This is a genomic window from Bacillus sp. JZ109 (assembly GCF_053903135.1).
This window is the reverse complement of record NZ_CP096388.1, coordinates 412,365-427,932: the sequence shown is the minus strand read 5'-3', so window position 1 is coordinate 427,932 and position 15,568 is coordinate 412,365. Positions and strand designations below refer to the sequence as shown.

Below are 15,568 nucleotides of genomic sequence, written 5' to 3'. Positions count from 1 at the left end.
CACCACCTTTTCTCTTCATCTGCGTAAAAAGAGAGAAAAAGAGAACCTTTTTCTCTCATCAGCATTCGAGTTAGTTGCTTGGTGCAAATGTGCGTTTGAAGCCTTCGATTGCAGCATTGAAGTCTTCATCAGCAGGAAGGTTTCCTGTTTTCGCAATTCCGTCAAGCAGGTCTTTATGGTTTTGGTCAAGGTACATGTAGTACTCTTCTTCAAAACGTCTGATATCCGCCACAGGAATATCATCGAGATATCCTTTTGTCAGCGCATAAAGAATGGCTACTTGCTTTTCAACCGGAAGCGGCTTGTTCAGATCCTGCTTCAGCACTTCAACTGTACGCGCACCGCGGTTCAGTTTTGCCTGAGTCGCTTGGTCGAGGTCAGAACCGAATTGAGCGAATGCTTCCAGCTCACGGTATGACGCAAGGTCAAGACGCAAAGTACCTGATACTTTTTTCATCGCTTTGATTTGCGCTGAGCCGCCGACACGGGATACAGACAATCCGGCATTGATCGCTGGACGTACGCCTGAGAAGAACAAATCAGATTGCAGGAAGATCTGTCCGTCGGTGATGGAAATGACGTTCGTCGGAATATAAGCAGAGATATCTCCGGCTTGTGTTTCTACGAACGGCAGAGCTGTAATTGATCCTGCGCCTTTCGCGTCGCTAAGCTTTGCTGCACGCTCAAGCAGACGGGAATGAAGATAGAATACATCCCCAGGGAACGCTTCACGGCCTGGCGGACGGCGAAGAAGCAAGGACAGCTCACGGTAAGCAGCCGCTTGTTTAGAAAGATCATCGTATACAACAAGAACGTGCTTGCCGCTGTACATAAATTCTTCTGCCATTGTAACCCCAGCATACGGTGCCAGGTACAGAAGCGGTGCCGGCTGTGACGCAGACGCCGTTACAACAATTGTATAATCAAGCGCGCCGTGTTTACGCAATGTTTCTACTACGCCGCGGACTGTTGATTCTTTTTGACCGATCGCAACATATACGCAGATCATGTCTTGGTCTTTTTGGTTCAGGATCGCATCGATCGCAACAGATGTTTTACCTGTTTGACGGTCACCGATGATCAGCTCACGCTGGCCGCGGCCGATTGGAATCAGTGCATCGATCGCTTTGATACCGGTTTGAAGCGGTTCATGAACGGATTTACGGTCCATAACGCCTGGTGCAGGGCTTTCGATCGGACGAGTTTTGCTTGTCAGAATCGGGCCTAGTCCGTCAACCGGCTGGCCTAGCGGGTTTACAATACGGCCGATTAACTCTTCACCAACAGGAACCTCCATGATGCGGCCTGTTCTTTTTACTTCGTCTCCCTCACGGATCTCACTGAAAGGTCCTAAGATGACGATACCTACGTTTGATTCCTCAAGGTTTTGAGCCATACCCAAAACACCGTTTGAAAATTCGACAAGTTCACCGGCCATACAGTTGTCAAGGCCGTGCACACGTGCAATACCGTCACCGACTTGGATGACTGTACCTACGTCTTGAACTTCAATATCAGATTGATAATTTTGTATTTGCTGTTTTATCAGCGTGCTAATCTCTTCAGCTTTGATGCTCACTTAGGTTTCACCCCTTCTATCGATTTTCCCCGGCTAATTGACGTTCAATGCGCTGAAGCTTCCCGCTTACGCTGCCGTCATAAATCCGGTTTCCAATGCGGACTTTAATGCCGCCTATTAAATCCGTCTGCACTTCATTTCTGATTCTCAGTGAAGCGACTCCGGCTTTTTTTGCAAACACTTGTGATAATGGTAACATTTCTGCATCCGTCAGCGGTTTCACTGAATATACGATTGCGTCTTCTGTTTGACGGGCCTCATTTGCGAGTTTGATAAACTCATCTGTGAGCTCAGGCACAATCGCGGCACGATGGCGGTCAATCAAAAGAAAAATCGTATTAAGCACGGACTGTGACAAAGAGCCAAATGCATTTTGGATCAGCTCTTTTTTCTTCGCAGCCGGCACCTTCGGATGGTTCAACACATCATTAAGCGCTTTTTCATTTTGAAATACTTGTTTTACAACAGTTAGCTCTTCTTCTACTTGATTCAGCTGAGCGGACTCATTGGCTATATCAAAAAGAGCTGATGCATATCGTTTAGAGACAGCTGATCCACTCATCGGCTTTCTCCTACCTCTTTAAGATAGTCCTGGATCAATTTCTCTTGCGCTTGTTCATCCAGTTCTTTTTCGATCACTTTCGACGCAATCATGACAGAAAGAGACGCTACTTGCTCACGGAGAGCAGAAACCGCCTGTTCTTTTTCCTTCACGATTTCAGTTCTTGCTGCTTCTTTCAGACGTTCAGATTCTGCACGTGCAGCCTGAATAATCTCTTCTTTTTGCTTCTCTCCCAGTTTCTTTGCGTTTTCGATAAGAGTTTGGGATTCCTGTCTTGCTTCTTTTAAAAGAACGCGCTGCTCTTCAATCAGCTGCTGCGCTTCTTTATTTTTTTCTTCAGCAGACGTAATTTCTCCAGCGATGTGGTCTTCACGCTGTTTCATTATGTTTAATAGCGGCCCTAAAGCGTATTTCTTCAGAAGCGCTAATAAGATTAACATAGCTAACAGTTGGAACAGGATATCTCCGCCGTTAAACGACAATCCTAGTTCAAGTGGTAATTGAGACATCTACTACGGCAACTCCCTTCTGCAGGTTTTTCTTTGCTGATCCAGCAGCCGCACTTGTCTCTTTTCAGCCGGCAAGGCGGGATGCTTATCAGACATAAAGCAATGGCGAAGGTTCTCTTGGAATGATCTTCGCCATTTTTAGTTCATATAAGGCTTTTATGCTTAGCCAAAGAACGCTAAGAATGCGATAACGACAGCGATAATAGGAAGGGCTTCAACTAATGCGATACCCATGAACATAAGAGTTCTCAGTTCTTTACCTGCTTCCGGCTGACGGGCAATCCCCTCTACCGTACGTGAAACAATCAAACCGTTACCAATACCTGCACCAAGTGCGCCTAAACCAATTGCAATCGCAGCTGCTATTAAATTCATGAAAAAGTTCCTCCTTTAAAATGTTATCCGTTTGGATATAATGTTTTAATGATCATGACTGATTTTATGAGACATGTACACCATCGTCAGCATTGTAAAGATAAATGCCTGGATAGCACCAATAAATAAACTGAATGCTTGCCATGCCAGCATCGGCAGAATGGCACCGATTGTACCGACAAGACCGAGAGCCACGCTTTGCGAATAATGGCTTGTTGCTAATCCCGCAAGCAGGCCCAGAAGAATCTCACCGGCGAAGATGTTACCATACAGCCGCAAACCTAGAGTCAGCGTATTCGCAAACTCTTCGATGATTTTCATCGGGAGCATGAATGGAACAGGTCTTAAATAGTCTTTGGAATATTCCTTGAGCCCTTTCATCTTCACACCATAGTAGTGGGTTAAAGCAACAACCATCACGGCTAGCGTTAATGTAATGGCAGGATCGGCTGTCGGAGACTTCCACCAGAGCTCATGTCCGATTGTAATAGAGAACGGCAGCCCCAGCATATTCGACACAAATATGTACATCAGCAATGTGACACCAAGTGCCAAGAAGTTAGCCCCTGTTTTTAAATCCATTGTACTGCCAATAATATTGCGGACGAAATCAACAATCCATTCCATAAAGTTCTGGGCTTTTCCGGGACGGATCGAAAGCGTTCTTGTCGTCAATATAGCAATCAATAAAACAATCACACTCGCCACAGTAATCATCAGAATGTTTGTCAGATTAAAAGTAAGACCTAGAAATTCTATAGTTCTGTAACCATGATTCAAAGGGTTTTCACCTCTCTTCCATTGATGAACGTTTAAGCTGGATAAAGGAATCTATCATAATGACAGGGTATATTGTCATTAATCCAATAACTGTACTTGCCATATGAAAGTATTCGGGATTTTTATAGGCAACAGCCACAGCAAGAATCGCATTGCACCACCGCGCTGCGCTCCCGAGAGATCGTATGGACTTTCCTTTCTCAACAGCTCTGTCAAAAGCATTCATTCTTCTGACGAGCAGTAAAAAATTAAACAAACTGAAAACAGTTCCCAGAATAAGGCCTAAAAAAACGGTTTTATACGCTGTTAAACCATAACCCAGTACATACACTGCCAAAATGAACAATAAATATTTGCGTTGTCTGCTAAATGTAAGCTTGGGATCGTCCATCAATTATCTGTCTCCTGATGAAAAAATAATGTATAGCTTGGATACGGCAAAAATCAGCGGTTAACCCTTAGTAGAAGACCTTTTTTGACCGGCAAAACGGGCCTGTTCGAAAAAATCATTCATCCGCAAGCCTTGCAGGGATGCTGTTTCATTCGCTTAAATAAATCCTCATAATACGGGTTTGCTGAGAGGATTTACATTGAGGATGAGGACTATAATGAAAGCTATGAAAACCTTCTCATAATACCCTCGTTTAGCATACAATAGCCCCTAACATGTGTCAATCTGTTTAAAGTTAAAAAACTTTTTATACTTTACGTCTCCACAGAATGTTCACATTTTCACCTATAATTGTATACAGATTCACCGAATAGCAAAAAACTGGATAAAAAAATGAAACCCCCTTTTGGGGATTTCATTTTTTATTTTGTTCCAAACATGCGGTCACCCGCATCTCCGAGACCCGGAACAATATATCCTTTTTCATTTAATTTTTCATCTAGCGCCGCAATGTAAATATCAACGTCCGAATGATGCTTCTGCAATTCTTCCACACCCTCCGGCGCTGCTACAAGACACATGAAACGGATATTTTTCGCACCGCGTTTTTTAAGGCTGTGAATGGCTTCAACTGCGGAACCGCCTGTAGCGAGCATCGGGTCAACCACGATGAATTCACGCTCTTCCACATCAGAAGGAAGCTTGACATAGTATTCCACGGGTTTTAAGGTTTCTGGATCACGGTAAAGGCCGACATGTCCCACTTTTGCCGCAGGAATCAGCTTTAAAATGCCGTCAACCATTCCCAATCCTGCTCTGAGGATAGGAACCACTCCGAGTTTTTTCCCTGAGATGACTTTCGATTTCGCAGCCTGAACCGGTGTATTGATATCCACTTCTTCCAGAGGAAGATCGCGGGTAATTTCAAATGCCATGAGTGTAGCCACTTCATCTACTAACTCTCTAAAATCCTTCGTACCTGTATTTTCATTCCGTATATATGTCAGCTTGTGCTGAATTAAAGGATGATCAAATACATAAACCTTTCCCATACTGTGTTTCAGCTCCTTTTTTATTGTCCCATCAACAATTACACACTTCTATTGATTCTACAAAAAAAGACATTGAGTTTCAAGAACATCGTCAAAAAACCCGCCGGGCATAAGCCCCAGCGGGTTTTAGAATCTTAATAATCTAATTCTTTATATAAAGGAAATTTATCAGTCAGAGCAGCTACACGCTGTCTTGCTTCTTCAAGTTTTCCTTCGTCTTCGTGGTTTTTCAATGCAAGCGCAATGATAGCACCGACTTCTTCTAAAGCGTCTCCGTCAAAACCGCGGCTGGTTACAGCAGCTGTACCAAGACGGATGCCGCTTGTTACGAAAGGTTTTTCAGGATCATATGGAATCGCGTTTTTGTTAGACGTAATACCGATTTCATCAAGTACATGCTCCGCAACCTTACCAGTCAGTCCGAGCGACCGAAGGTCAACAAGGATAAGGTGGTTGTCTGTTCCGCCTGAAACGAGCTGGATGCCCTCTTTCGTTAAGGCTTCAGCCAGACGTTTCGCATTTGAAATGACGTTTTGTGCATATGTTTTGAAATCGTCCTGCAATACTTCACCGAATGAAACAGCTTTTGCGGCAATAACGTGCATCAGCGGGCCGCCTTGAATTCCAGGGAAGATCGATTTATCAATTTTCTTGCCAAACTCTTCACGGCAAAGGATCATACCGCCTCGAGGACCGCGAAGTGTTTTATGTGTTGTTGTTGTAACGAAATCAGCGTAAGGAACCGGGTTTGGATGAAGGCCTGCCGCAACAAGTCCTGCGATATGTGCCATATCCACCATGAAGTAAGCGCCGACTTCATCAGCAATTTCACGGAATTTCTTAAAGTCGATTGTACGAGGATACGCACTTGCTCCTGCTACGATAAGCTTCGGTTTATGAGCGAGGGCTTTTTCACGCACGTCATCGTAATCAATATATTGAGTTTCTTTATCTACGCCGTACTCAACAAAGTTATATTGAACACCGCTGAAGTTGACTGGGCTTCCGTGTGTTAAATGGCCGCCGTGGGAGAGGTTCATCCCAAGTACAGTATCGCCTTGCTCCAAAATCGTGAAGTACACTGCCATGTTTGCTTGCGCGCCTGAATGAGGCTGAACGTTTACATGCTCCGCTCCAAAGATTTCCTTCGCGCGGTCACGGGCGATATCTTCAACGACATCGACGTGCTCGCATCCGCCGTAGTAGCGTTTGCCCGGATATCCTTCTGCGTATTTATTTGTCAAAACAGATCCTTGTGCTTCCATAACAGCTTCACTTACAAAGTTCTCAGAAGCAATCAATTCGATCTTAGTCTGTTGGCGTTCACGCTCATTTTTAATGGCGTTAAACACTTGTTCGTCTTGCGCAGGTAAATGTTTCATCAGCGAGATCCTCTCCTATCCGTATCCTGTTCTTTGTTTTTACCATCACTATTGTACATGGTTTTTAAGGCCGATGTAAAAGATTATTTTTAAAAAATCTAAATTTTTATTGGTAAAAACGAATATTAATAACTTAAATTTAATTTAAAGTTCGGAATTTATTTCACTGTCTTAAAATAAAAGAAAAGACTGGCTATGCAGTCCTTTCATTCGCACTCATAAACCGCCCGCACTCCGCCGATTAGTTTCGGCCGTGTACGCGCCAATGTCACATGAGCTGAACCGAGGCTGTTTTGAGAGACACGCACAGGGACAGCCACCGGCTTCAGATGCATGCCGATAAACGTATCGCCTATATCAATTCCGGCGTCAGCCTGAATGGTTTCAACAAGAACAGGAGACTTCATCTGCTTAAACGCATAAGACGCCATCGCTCCGCCCGCTTTTGGAACGGGCACGGCAGAAACGGTTGGAAGCCTGAACAGCTTGGCTGTTTCTGCTTCGACGACAAGCGCTCTGTTTAAATGCTCGCAGCATTGAAACGCCAGATGGATTCCCGTTTTTTCCCGGAGCTCAGCAAGTCCGCTGTAGATGCTTTCAGCGATATCTACACTGCCCGATGTGCCGATCCGGCTGCCGGCCACTTCGCTCGTACTGCATCCAAGGACGAAGAGCTGATCTTGTTTCAATTCCGCTTGGTCCTGAAACTCAGACAGCATCGTCTTCCACGTTTGTTTCAACTCATTCATTAAACAGCACCCCTACAGGTTTTTCTCTTCATAATCTGAGATTTTTCCAATACGCGTTTGGTGTCTTCCCCCGGTAAACTCAGTAGTCAGCCAGATTTTTGCGATTTCCCGAGCCAAACCAGGTCCGATCACCCGTTCACCCATCGCAAGGATGTTTGTGTCATTATGCTCCCTCGTCGCCTTCGCGCTGAAGGTATCGTGCGCCAGCGCGCAGCGAATCCCTTTTACTTTATTAGCGGAAATGCTCATGCCGATGCCTGTCCCGCAAATTAAAATGCCTCTGTCAACTTCGCCGCTAACCACTTTTTCGGCCACCGGAAAAGCATAATCCGGATAATCGACAGAGCCGCTGCCGCAGTCACAGCCCATATCAATATATTCAATTTGCAATTCGTCCATTAACTCTTTGATTTCATTTCGAATGTGAACGCCGCCATGATCCGATGCAATGGCTACTTTCATCTGCTTTTCCTCCCAGCGTGTGTGATGCGGCCCGCCCGCTTTATTGACCGCGCAGCCTGTCCGCTCTTTGATTCACACCATATGATGTGCTTTTCACTATATTCTACTCCTTCACGCAGGATTTGCAAATGACCTGTTTACAGATTTTCTGACAACTTATCTGCGGTCTTTTTTCAGCTGTTTTGCCAGCTGCCGAAGAAGCTCTTCAAGCTCATCTCGCGTTTGTTTATAGATGTCAATTGAGCCGCCGAACGGATCGATGACATCACCATGGCTGCCTGTGACATATTCTTTTAACGTAAACACTTTATCACGATAACGTCCAAATTGGCTGGCAATGATCTGCTTGTGCTGATGGGTCATAGCCAGAACCAAATCAGCCGACTCCATATGTTCTTCAGTTAATGGAGAAGACACATGATTAAGGGCAATGTGTTTTTCAAACAGCGCTTCGACTGCATGAGGCGTCGCTTTCCCATTAGGTGAAGCAAACACGCCTGCCGAGCGGACATTGACATTCAGCCCTTCCATTTCTGCAATTGATTTAAAAAGCGCCTCAGCCATTGGGCTGCGGCACGTATTTCCAGTACAGACAAAAATAATATCCATGTCAGTCACCCCTTATTTTTCTCTATTATATATGAAGAAAAAAGAAACGGCGACTTCGTTTCTTTTATTGGTATATTAAATTGGCAAAAGCAGCTTTAATCCAAACACGATTAATATGATGCCCCCGAGCGCTTCGCTGTATGTGCCAAGCCATGACTGCACTTGTTTTCCGACCAGCAGGCCCAGCCATGTCAACATCATGCTGAACAGCCCGAACAGGGTAATTGTGAGGAGCGGATGCGAGCCGTATATACCTAAGCTCAAGCCGACGGAAAAGCTGTCAAGGCTGACGCCGATGGCAAACAGCAATAAGCCCGGCCCTGCCGGTGACATGAATCGTTCTTCTGATTGTTTAAAAGAGGCCATAAGCATTTGAACCCCAAGAACAAAAAGCAGCGCCCCACCGATATAAACCGCTAACACGCCGAGGAGCCCTGACAGCATGTTACCGGCCGCCATCCCTGCGAGAGGCATGATGACGTGAAAGAGGCCGATGATGAAACCAATATAGAATATCTGCTTCTTTCTAAGTTTGACCATGCCCATTCCAAGGCCGACAGAAAAAGCATCCATCCCTAAAGCAAACGCCATGATGCTTAATGTAATCAGTTCGCCTATAAACAAATCCGACATACATAAATAACCCCCTTGGACACGCCCCGCTTTTTTAGCCTATGCGTGTCCAAAAAGGGTTAGAACATCTGACTGCTTTCAGCGAATCACTCTTCCTCCGGCGGCTTTCATCAGCCTGTTCATAATAGCAAGACCGACACCTGTGTCCGGAAAGGATTCCGCAATAATAAAGTCCACCTTATTCTCATCAAAGCTGCGCAAAGCATCATACAGCCCTGCCGCAACAGTCTCAAGCTGAGCCCGTCTTCCGCAGCTCTTCACATAATCAGCGGAATAAACGCCCGCGTTTTCTTCTGTCGTCAGGACACCGACCCGTCTTCCGCCCTGTTGATATTCTTGAATGAGGTGCTGAATGCGCTCTGGGCTGCCTTCGCAAATGGCAAGAGGCGCTGTCGGCGCATAATGTGTATATTTCATCCCTGGAGAAATCGGCTTCTCGTTTTGGTCGCTGAGCCCTTTATCCACATGGATCGGCCCGATCACCGCTTCAATTTGTTCCTTCGTAATGCCGCCAGGACGCAAGAGAACAGGGATGTCGTCCGCACATGAAAGCACGGTTGATTCGACCCCGATTCCGGTAGGGCCTCCATCCATAATACCGGCTATGCGGCCATCCAAGTCGTGAGCCACATGCTCTGCTTTTGTGGGACTTGGCTTGCCTGATAGATTGGCGCTCGGTGCTGCAATCGGCAGTCCCGATTCGCGAATCAATGCAAGGGCAAGCGGATGATCCGGCATTCTAATGGCAACCGTTTCAAGACCTGCCGTTACACGAGGTGAAAGCGCATCAGGTTTGCAAGGCAGAATGAGCGTAAGTGCTCCCGGCCAAAACCGTTTCATCAATGTTTTCGCCTTTTCCGGCGCTGGGCCCGTTAAATCCTCAAGCTGGCTGATATCCGCAATGTGGACAATCAGGGGATTATCGCTCGGCCGCCCTTTCGCCTCATATATTTTTTTGACGGCATCCGTATTTTTTGCGTTTGCGCCTAGGCCATATACTGTTTCTGTCGGAAAGGCAACGACCTCATTTTCTCGGAGCAAAGCGGCTGCTTGTGCAATTTGTGGATCATTTGTGGATAACTCGTCAGTTACATCCACAAACCATCTTTTCGTTTTCATTTCTGACCAAACTCCTTATTCACAACAATAAAACGATTGTTTTACGCGTGTAATCCTTTTGAAAGTATAAAAGATGTCCTGTAATAAAACAAGCGTTATCCACAAATTGTGGACAACGCTAATAAAGAAGTGGATAAGTATGTGTATAAACTGCACTTATCCAGGCGCTTTTTTCATTAAAACGGCTCCTTCTGTTTGCCGCGATTCACAGAAGTGATCAGAAGAAAACAGCTCCTCCGGTACACTCTCAGCTCTTTCAAAACCCATAGCCGTCAGAAAGTCCGCAGAGGAATGCTGATTTGCTACTAGGTACACGGTTTTGATCTGATGCTTTTCGCACAGCACCTCCATGCTTTGAAAAAGCGTGACAATGTGGCCTTGGTGAAGCTTGTCCGATATGACAAGTGATCGCAGCAGCCCCTGGTCACAGCTTATTTTTTCAATACCGAGGCATCCGGCAATGTTTTTCTCACTGTCCTCCAGCATAAGAAATTGAGTGAAGCCTTCTTTCACGCCTTCATAGCTGGTTTTTGCCTGTTTTAAAAATGCCTCGAGCACATCTCCGTCTTTTTCCCTTGCCACCCGCAGTTGATAAAACATCCGTTCACCCCGTTTTTGCGTTCTTTCTTCCAATCTATGAGGCAAATCTATTTTTAGACCAGATGATTAGGAAAAAAGGTCGGAAATCCATTCGACTAAAAAGAATTTCACTTCTGTGCCGTCTTCTTTTTCTTCGTTCTCTTCTTTTTTGGCTTTTTCCGCTTTAGCGGTTACGTCCTCAAGCACTTTTTCAGTCTGCTTTTTTGAGGCTTCTTTATCTTCTTGTTCTTTGACGGCTTCCCCGTTAGAAAAATCGAGAAAGCAGAGGGGCGGGAACAGCACACACCACCAGTTGGCGCCGTCTCCTTTTCCAAGCGTAATCAAAATCGCTTCATACTCACCAGCGGGATATACCATGTTGCCGTAAAGCTTTGTCGGAAACGAGATTTTGTCAAAATCAACGGATATCGACTGATTCGCTCCTTCTTTCTCCATTGTTTCCTTTGCAATTGCTTTGATTTCAGGCAGCTTTGAACGAATCACGCGACGCGCTTCTTCAATAGAAGTAATATCCTTTACCCAAGTTGTGATTTCTTTATTCACCGCGTCTCTTATATGACGTTTTAATTGCTGGTCTTGATCACTATCGCTGTTTGCCAATATTCTCAAACGAATCGCCTGATCCGGTATGACCACCGGCTGATTTTCCGATTTTTGTGCCGTCTCTTCTTTTGCCAGCCCTACGAGCGCTCCAGATAATAAAAGAAAGATATATATACAAATGATTACTGTTTTTTTCATCGGTCCCCACCGTTCCTCTCCGTGCTTTGTTTCTAGCCCTATTATGGACAAGGAGAGCCGGGGGTAAACGTGCAGGGTGAAAAAAATCTAGCAAGCTGTTAATCTTATTTATGGTACGATAGTGTTTTAGGAGGTTTATGATGAAATACAATTATACAGTGCTGTTATCAGCATTCACGATGTCCGTTCTTTATTCAGTAATTTATATTCATTCATTTATCATTGCCGCTCTCATCACAATGGCATTTTATTTTCTGTTTCCTTATTTGATCTTCGCACTGCCGCTTCAAATCATGATGAATAAAAAGCCGAAACGGTTCAGCCCTTTGTATCTGCTGTATTACCTTGTCGCTGCTTTTATTGCCAACGCGATCATTTTCGGCGTGCTTCAGCCTTCGGGACAATCTTTGTTTCAAAATACAGCCTTCTATCTTTTCGCTGTATTAACAGCTCTTATCTATTGGATATGGGACTCTGTTTTACTGCAAAAAAAGGAAGCCTAAGAGGCTTCCTTTTTTATTAAAACAAAATCGTCAGCAAATAACATAGAATGGAAGGTATCGCCGCAACAAAGAAAGCGGCCGCCATTTTCATGCGAGATGTACGGCCTTCTTTGGTTTCTGAATGGTAGTTTGCCCGCTGATCGCTTCCGCTTACAGCCAAACCCGATGTAATGATCGCGAGCCCCACTAAAACGAGAGACGCAACGCCAAAAATCGCTTCATATGAAAGAGCCTGCGGAAAAATGGTGCCAATCATGCTCTCAATCGCAATGAGCAGGATTCCTGCTGTCAGGGCCTTTTTCATGTTTACATCCCCTTTGCTGGTGTTAAACAGCTTGATCCATTCACTCGCCAGCAAGCTGCTTATTTATTTTTATGAATCAGAGCGCATATGGTTCTGTCTTTTCCATTAATATCTTTCAGCACTTCCACTTCCGCCCCCTTAAACGCCTTGAGGATCAGGTCTTTGACCGCCGCTCCCTGTTTCCAGCCGATTTCAAAAACGACAAATACTTTATCCTTCATGACAAGCGGAATGTCTTCCATAAACCGCTTATAAAATTTCAGCCCATCTCCGCCATCGGTGAGCGCGTGCAGCGGCTCATGAAAACGGACAATTTCCGATAGATCAGCCATTTCTTCCTCTGAAATATATGGCGGGTTTGAGACAATGATATCCGCTTTTTTTCCCGCCTTAATAAAAGGCTCAAGCAGATCGCCCTGATAAAAGCGCACTTTTGCTCCGAGTTTTTCTGCATTGGCAGAGGCGACTTGCAGCGCCTCTTTCGAAATATCGACCGCCGACACAGAAAAGTTTTGGTTTTCAAGCGCAAGCGTGACGGCTATTGCGCCGCTCCCTGTACCAACGTCAACAACTTCGAGCTTGCCGTCTTCAGAAAAGACACTCCGATATTTTTCAAGCAAATGAAAGACAACTTCTTCAGTTTCCGGCCGCGGGATCAGCACATCATCATTCACCATAAATTCCCGTCCATAAAAAAACTCTTTTCCTATAATGTATTGAACCGGCACGCCCTCTTTATGCATCTCAACGTGACGCTTAAAGCGATACAGCTCGTCTTCACCAATCGGTTCCTGTAAGCTTGCGAGCAGTTTGCTTCTCTCCATTCCGGTATCATAAAGCAATAGGAGCTCGGCAGCATTTTCTTCTCTTCCCGCTTCGGTTAAATAAGAAGAAGCCCATTTCAGGGCTTCGAATATCGTCTTCATCTTAACCTTCCGACTGCTGAAGCTTGCTTGCCTGATCTTCAACAATCAGCGCTTCAACCACTTCGTCAAGTTTTCCTTCAAGAATCTGATCAAGCTTTTGAATCGTCAAACCGATTCTGTGATCCGTCACACGGTTTTGCGGGAAGTTGTATGTGCGGATACGTTCAGAGCGGTCACCAGATCCGACTGCTGATTTCCGTGTTTGATCATATTCAGCCTGGGCTTCCTGCTGAAATTTATCATAGATTCTGGCACGGAGAACCTTCATTGCTTTTTCTTTGTTCTTAATTTGAGATTTTTCATCCTGGCATGATACAACTACACCTGTCGGCAAGTGAGTCAGACGAACCGCAGACATTGTTGTGTTAACGCTTTGTCCGCCCGGTCCGCTTGAAGCAAACGTATCGACACGGATATCCTTCTCATGGATGTCAACCTCTACCTCTTCTGCCTCAGGAAGACATGCTACTGTTGCAGTGGATGTATGGATGCGTCCGCCCGATTCTGTTTCCGGAACACGCTGTACGCGGTGGGCGCCGTTTTCATATTTGAGTTTAGAATACGCGCCGCTTCCCGTAATCATAAAGATGATCTCTTTGTAGCCGCCTGTTCCGGTTACATTCGCTTCCATGACCTCTGTCTTCCAGCCCTGAAGCTCGGCATAACGGGAATACATTCTGTACAGGTTGCCCGCGAATAAAGCGGCTTCCTCGCCTCCCGCGGCTCCGCGGATCTCCATAATAACGTTTTTATCATCATTAGGATCTTTCGGGATCAAGAGCACTTTCAGCCGTTCTGACAGTGTTTCCGTTTCCTTCTGAAGTTCAGAAATCTCTTCCTTCACCATGTCGCGCATCTCAGCGTCCAGCTTCTCTTCAAGCATCGCTTTTGCATCAGCCAGCTGTTCTGACGCATCTCTGTATTGTCTATATACGTCAACTGTTTCTTGTATATCAGATTGCTCTTTTGAATATTCTCTCAGCTTTTTCGGATCGTTGACTACTTCTGGATCGCTTAAAAGCTCATTTAATTTTTCGTATCGTTCTTCGATTGATTTTAAACGGTCTAACACGGTCTTCACCTCTGTTTTCCTGTGCGTAACATTCTCATTATAGTATAGTGATTAACCCCAGTCAAAAGCATTTCAATCCCAGCTGGAAAAGCCCCCTCTGCTATACTGGGAATCGAGGAGGGATATTGTTGCTGAAATCCATACATCATATTGCAATCATATGTTCAGATTACGAAAAGTCGAAAGCTTTCTACGTACATAAGCTTGGTTTTCAGGTGATTCAAGAAACGTACCGCGAAGAGCGCGGCTCCTATAAGCTTGATTTGTCGCTTAACGGCTCGTATGTCATTGAGCTGTTCTCGTTTCCCGATCCGCCCAAACGACAAACCCGGCCTGAAGCCGCAGGCCTGCGCCACCTCGCCTTTACAGTCAGCAGCTTGGATAAGGCGGTTCAGGAGCTTCATGAAAAAGGAATCGAAACAGAGCCAATCAGAACAGACCCGCTGACCGGCAAACGTTTCACCTTCTTTTTTGATCCTGACCAGCTTCCATTAGAACTGTATGAACAATAACAGTTTTTGAAGAAAAAAAGGAGATACCCACTTTCTTTGCCGAATCTTTTCTTGTTTTGTCTAACGGGAAGGGAACCTCATTCTATGGTCGAATACCTAGCTTAAAAGGAGGTATGGGATCATGAATACAAATATGGTAGCAAGTGAACTCGGCGTCTCCGCAAAAACGGTGCAGCGGTGGGTGAAGCAGCTGAATCTTCCGGCCGAACGCAATGAGCTCGGACACTATTCGTTCACAGCAGAAGACGTGAAGGTTCTAAAATCCGTTCAAAAACAAATCTCTGAAGGCACGGCGATTCAGGATATTCATCTGCCGAAAAGCGCTAAAAAGCGCACAGGCTTCCTTGTCCAAAAAACAAATAGCGACACAGAACGAAGAATCGAGCAGCTTGAACAAAAGCTGGACACCCTTTTACAGCAAAGGCAGGACGAAAGTGAATTGATGGCAAGGATGTCGGAACTGGAACGCCAGCTGAAACAAAAAGCCGATGAAGGTGTATCTTACCAGCTGCTTCAGCACCGCAGAGAAATCGATGATATTCTTGCAGATCTGCAATCACTGACCTCACAAATGAAAGAATTCACCGCTCAGCCGATCCCCGAGACTGCTGCTGCTTCTGAAAAAACCAAAACGAGAAAAAAACCGCTGCTGTCACTGTTCAAATTTCAAACCTAAAGCAAAAAGCTCCCCGTAAAGGGAGCTTTTTT

At 45.3% G+C, this 15,568-nt stretch carries 21 protein-coding genes; 3 read left to right on the top strand and 18 right to left on the bottom strand.

The genetic code is table 11. The annotated features are described in order from the left end of the window. Positions 1-70: 70 nt before the first annotated feature. The 15 genes from atpA to spoIIR all read right to left on the bottom strand — a co-directional run bounded on the left by atpA (position 71) and on the right by spoIIR (position 11,543). Complete coding sequence (gene atpA / locus M1D94_RS02235; RefSeq protein WP_014481186.1) at positions 71-1,579, bottom strand: F0F1 ATP synthase subunit alpha; 1,509 nt, start codon at positions 1,577-1,579, stop codon at positions 71-73. Between the two features lie 16 nt (positions 1,580-1,595). Further along, positions 1,596-2,141 carry a F0F1 ATP synthase subunit delta gene (locus M1D94_RS02230; protein ID WP_017696011.1) on the bottom strand — a complete coding sequence of 182 codons (546 nt, stop codon included), beginning with the start codon at positions 2,139-2,141 and terminating at the stop codon, positions 1,596-1,598. Further along, positions 2,138-2,650, bottom strand: coding sequence for a F0F1 ATP synthase subunit B (gene atpF, locus M1D94_RS02225; protein ID WP_003244051.1), 513 nt, complete (start codon positions 2,648-2,650; stop codon positions 2,138-2,140). Before atpF ends, M1D94_RS02230 begins: the two co-directional genes overlap by 4 nt. A gap of 162 nt (positions 2,651-2,812) precedes the next feature. Further along, complete coding sequence (gene atpE, locus M1D94_RS02220) at positions 2,813-3,025, bottom strand: F0F1 ATP synthase subunit C (RefSeq protein ID WP_003151167.1); 213 nt, start codon at positions 3,023-3,025, stop codon at positions 2,813-2,815. Between the two features lie 45 nt (positions 3,026-3,070). Further along, positions 3,071-3,805, bottom strand: a complete 735-nt coding sequence (gene atpB / locus M1D94_RS02215) for a F0F1 ATP synthase subunit A (protein ID WP_003242621.1) — start codon at positions 3,803-3,805, stop codon at positions 3,071-3,073. Positions 3,806-3,812: 7 nt separating this feature from the next. Further along, positions 3,813-4,196, bottom strand: coding sequence for an ATP synthase subunit I (atpI, locus tag M1D94_RS02210; RefSeq protein ID WP_003243159.1), 384 nt, complete (start codon positions 4,194-4,196; stop codon positions 3,813-3,815). 422 nt (positions 4,197-4,618) lie between these two features. Beyond that, on the bottom strand, positions 4,619-5,248 hold the full coding sequence (gene upp / locus M1D94_RS02205; RefSeq protein ID WP_003227670.1) for a uracil phosphoribosyltransferase: 630 nt from the start codon (positions 5,246-5,248) through the stop codon (positions 4,619-4,621). A 134-nt stretch (positions 5,249-5,382) separates the two neighbouring features. Next, a complete protein-coding gene (glyA, locus tag M1D94_RS02200) occupies positions 5,383-6,630 on the bottom strand; it encodes a serine hydroxymethyltransferase (protein WP_003227669.1) in 1,248 nt (415 codons plus the stop codon). Positions 6,631-6,836: 206 nt separating this feature from the next. Then, a complete protein-coding gene (locus M1D94_RS02195; protein ID WP_003227667.1) occupies positions 6,837-7,379 on the bottom strand; it encodes a TIGR01440 family protein in 543 nt (180 codons plus the stop codon). A 12-nt stretch (positions 7,380-7,391) separates the two neighbouring features. After that, positions 7,392-7,841 carry a ribose 5-phosphate isomerase B gene (gene rpiB / locus M1D94_RS02190; protein ID WP_003221910.1) on the bottom strand — a complete coding sequence of 150 codons (450 nt, stop codon included), beginning with the start codon at positions 7,839-7,841 and terminating at the stop codon, positions 7,392-7,394. 156 nt (positions 7,842-7,997) lie between these two features. Beyond that, positions 7,998-8,450 (bottom strand): protein arginine phosphatase PrpB, encoded by a 453-nt coding sequence (gene prpB / locus M1D94_RS02185; protein ID WP_015384897.1) that lies wholly within the window; start codon positions 8,448-8,450, stop codon positions 7,998-8,000. A 75-nt stretch (positions 8,451-8,525) separates the two neighbouring features. Beyond that, a complete protein-coding gene (locus tag M1D94_RS02180) occupies positions 8,526-9,083 on the bottom strand; it encodes a manganese efflux pump MntP (protein ID WP_003227661.1) in 558 nt (185 codons plus the stop codon). A gap of 78 nt (positions 9,084-9,161) precedes the next feature. Further along, positions 9,162-10,202 carry an L-threonylcarbamoyladenylate synthase gene (locus tag M1D94_RS02175; RefSeq protein WP_019712588.1) on the bottom strand — a complete coding sequence of 347 codons (1,041 nt, stop codon included), beginning with the start codon at positions 10,200-10,202 and terminating at the stop codon, positions 9,162-9,164. A 156-nt stretch (positions 10,203-10,358) separates the two neighbouring features. Then, positions 10,359-10,802, bottom strand: a complete 444-nt coding sequence (locus M1D94_RS02170; RefSeq protein ID WP_103804168.1) for a GNAT family N-acetyltransferase — start codon at positions 10,800-10,802, stop codon at positions 10,359-10,361. A 66-nt stretch (positions 10,803-10,868) separates the two neighbouring features. Beyond that, entirely contained in the window at positions 10,869-11,543 is a 675-nt protein-coding gene (gene spoIIR / locus M1D94_RS02165; protein WP_015714872.1) for a stage II sporulation protein R, read from the bottom strand. 140 nt (positions 11,544-11,683) lie between these two features. Between spoIIR and M1D94_RS02160 the strand changes: the two genes are divergently transcribed. Continuing rightward, on the top strand, positions 11,684-12,046 hold the full coding sequence (locus M1D94_RS02160; RefSeq protein ID WP_014665730.1) for a UPF0715 family protein: 363 nt from the start codon (positions 11,684-11,686) through the stop codon (positions 12,044-12,046). Between the two features lie 16 nt (positions 12,047-12,062). On the opposite strand, the gene M1D94_RS02155 is transcribed toward M1D94_RS02160, so the two are convergent. Genes M1D94_RS02155 through prfA form a run of 3 tightly spaced genes read right to left on the bottom strand, consistent with a single transcriptional unit; the run spans position 12,063 to position 14,348 of the window. After that, positions 12,063-12,350, bottom strand: coding sequence for a DUF5316 family protein (locus tag M1D94_RS02155; protein ID WP_003244050.1), 288 nt, complete (start codon positions 12,348-12,350; stop codon positions 12,063-12,065). 59 nt (positions 12,351-12,409) lie between these two features. Then, positions 12,410-13,276, bottom strand: coding sequence for a peptide chain release factor N(5)-glutamine methyltransferase (gene prmC / locus M1D94_RS02150; protein WP_249849549.1), 867 nt, complete (start codon positions 13,274-13,276; stop codon positions 12,410-12,412). A gap of 1 nt (position 13,277) precedes the next feature. Next, a complete protein-coding gene (prfA, locus tag M1D94_RS02145; RefSeq protein ID WP_003227645.1) occupies positions 13,278-14,348 on the bottom strand; it encodes a peptide chain release factor 1 in 1,071 nt (356 codons plus the stop codon). 125 nt (positions 14,349-14,473) lie between these two features. Between prfA and gloA2 the strand changes: the two genes are divergently transcribed. Both gloA2 and racA read left to right on the top strand, forming a co-directional pair. Further along, entirely contained in the window at positions 14,474-14,860 is a 387-nt protein-coding gene (gene gloA2, locus M1D94_RS02140) for an SMU1112c/YaeR family gloxylase I-like metalloprotein (RefSeq protein WP_072173778.1), read from the top strand. A 121-nt stretch (positions 14,861-14,981) separates the two neighbouring features. Then, the gene (racA, locus tag M1D94_RS02135; RefSeq protein ID WP_021480817.1) at positions 14,982-15,536 is read left to right on the top strand and encodes a chromosome-anchoring protein RacA; all 555 of its coding nucleotides are present in this window, start codon (positions 14,982-14,984) and stop codon (positions 15,534-15,536) included. Positions 15,537-15,568 lie beyond the last annotated feature (32 nt).

What these genes read in the sequence shown, in the direction of transcription:
- atpI (WP_003243159.1), bottom strand. Translation starts at nt 4,196, where the DNA reads ATGGACGATCCCAAGCTTACATTTAGCAGACAACGCAAATATTTATTG.
- upp (WP_003227670.1), bottom strand. Translation starts at nt 5,248, where the DNA reads ATGGGAAAGGTTTATGTATTTGATCATCCTTTAATTCAGCACAAGCTG.
- rpiB (WP_003221910.1), bottom strand. Translation starts at nt 7,841, where the DNA reads ATGAAAGTAGCCATTGCATCGGATCATGGCGGCGTTCACATTCGAAAT.
- M1D94_RS02230 (WP_017696011.1), bottom strand. Translation starts at nt 2,141, where the DNA reads ATGAGTGGATCAGCTGTCTCTAAACGATATGCATCAGCTCTTTTTGAT.
- glyA (WP_003227669.1), bottom strand. Translation starts at nt 6,630, where the DNA reads ATGAAACATTTACCTGCGCAAGACGAACAAGTGTTTAACGCCATTAAA.
- atpE (WP_003151167.1), bottom strand. Translation starts at nt 3,025, where the DNA reads ATGAATTTAATAGCAGCTGCGATTGCAATTGGTTTAGGCGCACTTGGT.
- M1D94_RS02170 (WP_103804168.1), bottom strand. Translation starts at nt 10,802, where the DNA reads ATGTTTTATCAACTGCGGGTGGCAAGGGAAAAAGACGGAGATGTGCTC.
- M1D94_RS02155 (WP_003244050.1), bottom strand. Translation starts at nt 12,350, where the DNA reads ATGAAAAAGGCCCTGACAGCAGGAATCCTGCTCATTGCGATTGAGAGC.
- spoIIR (WP_015714872.1), bottom strand. Translation starts at nt 11,543, where the DNA reads ATGAAAAAAACAGTAATCATTTGTATATATATCTTTCTTTTATTATCT.
- racA (WP_021480817.1), top strand. Translation starts at nt 14,982, where the DNA reads ATGAATACAAATATGGTAGCAAGTGAACTCGGCGTCTCCGCAAAAACG.
- atpF (WP_003244051.1), bottom strand. Translation starts at nt 2,650, where the DNA reads ATGTCTCAATTACCACTTGAACTAGGATTGTCGTTTAACGGCGGAGAT.
- M1D94_RS02180 (WP_003227661.1), bottom strand. Translation starts at nt 9,083, where the DNA reads ATGTCGGATTTGTTTATAGGCGAACTGATTACATTAAGCATCATGGCG.
- prpB (WP_015384897.1), bottom strand. Translation starts at nt 8,450, where the DNA reads ATGGATATTATTTTTGTCTGTACTGGAAATACGTGCCGCAGCCCAATG.
- M1D94_RS02175 (WP_019712588.1), bottom strand. Translation starts at nt 10,202, where the DNA reads ATGAAAACGAAAAGATGGTTTGTGGATGTAACTGACGAGTTATCCACA.
- prmC (WP_249849549.1), bottom strand. Translation starts at nt 13,276, where the DNA reads ATGAAGACGATATTCGAAGCCCTGAAATGGGCTTCTTCTTATTTAACC.
- M1D94_RS02160 (WP_014665730.1), top strand. Translation starts at nt 11,684, where the DNA reads ATGAAATACAATTATACAGTGCTGTTATCAGCATTCACGATGTCCGTT.
- M1D94_RS02195 (WP_003227667.1), bottom strand. Translation starts at nt 7,379, where the DNA reads ATGAATGAGTTGAAACAAACGTGGAAGACGATGCTGTCTGAGTTTCAG.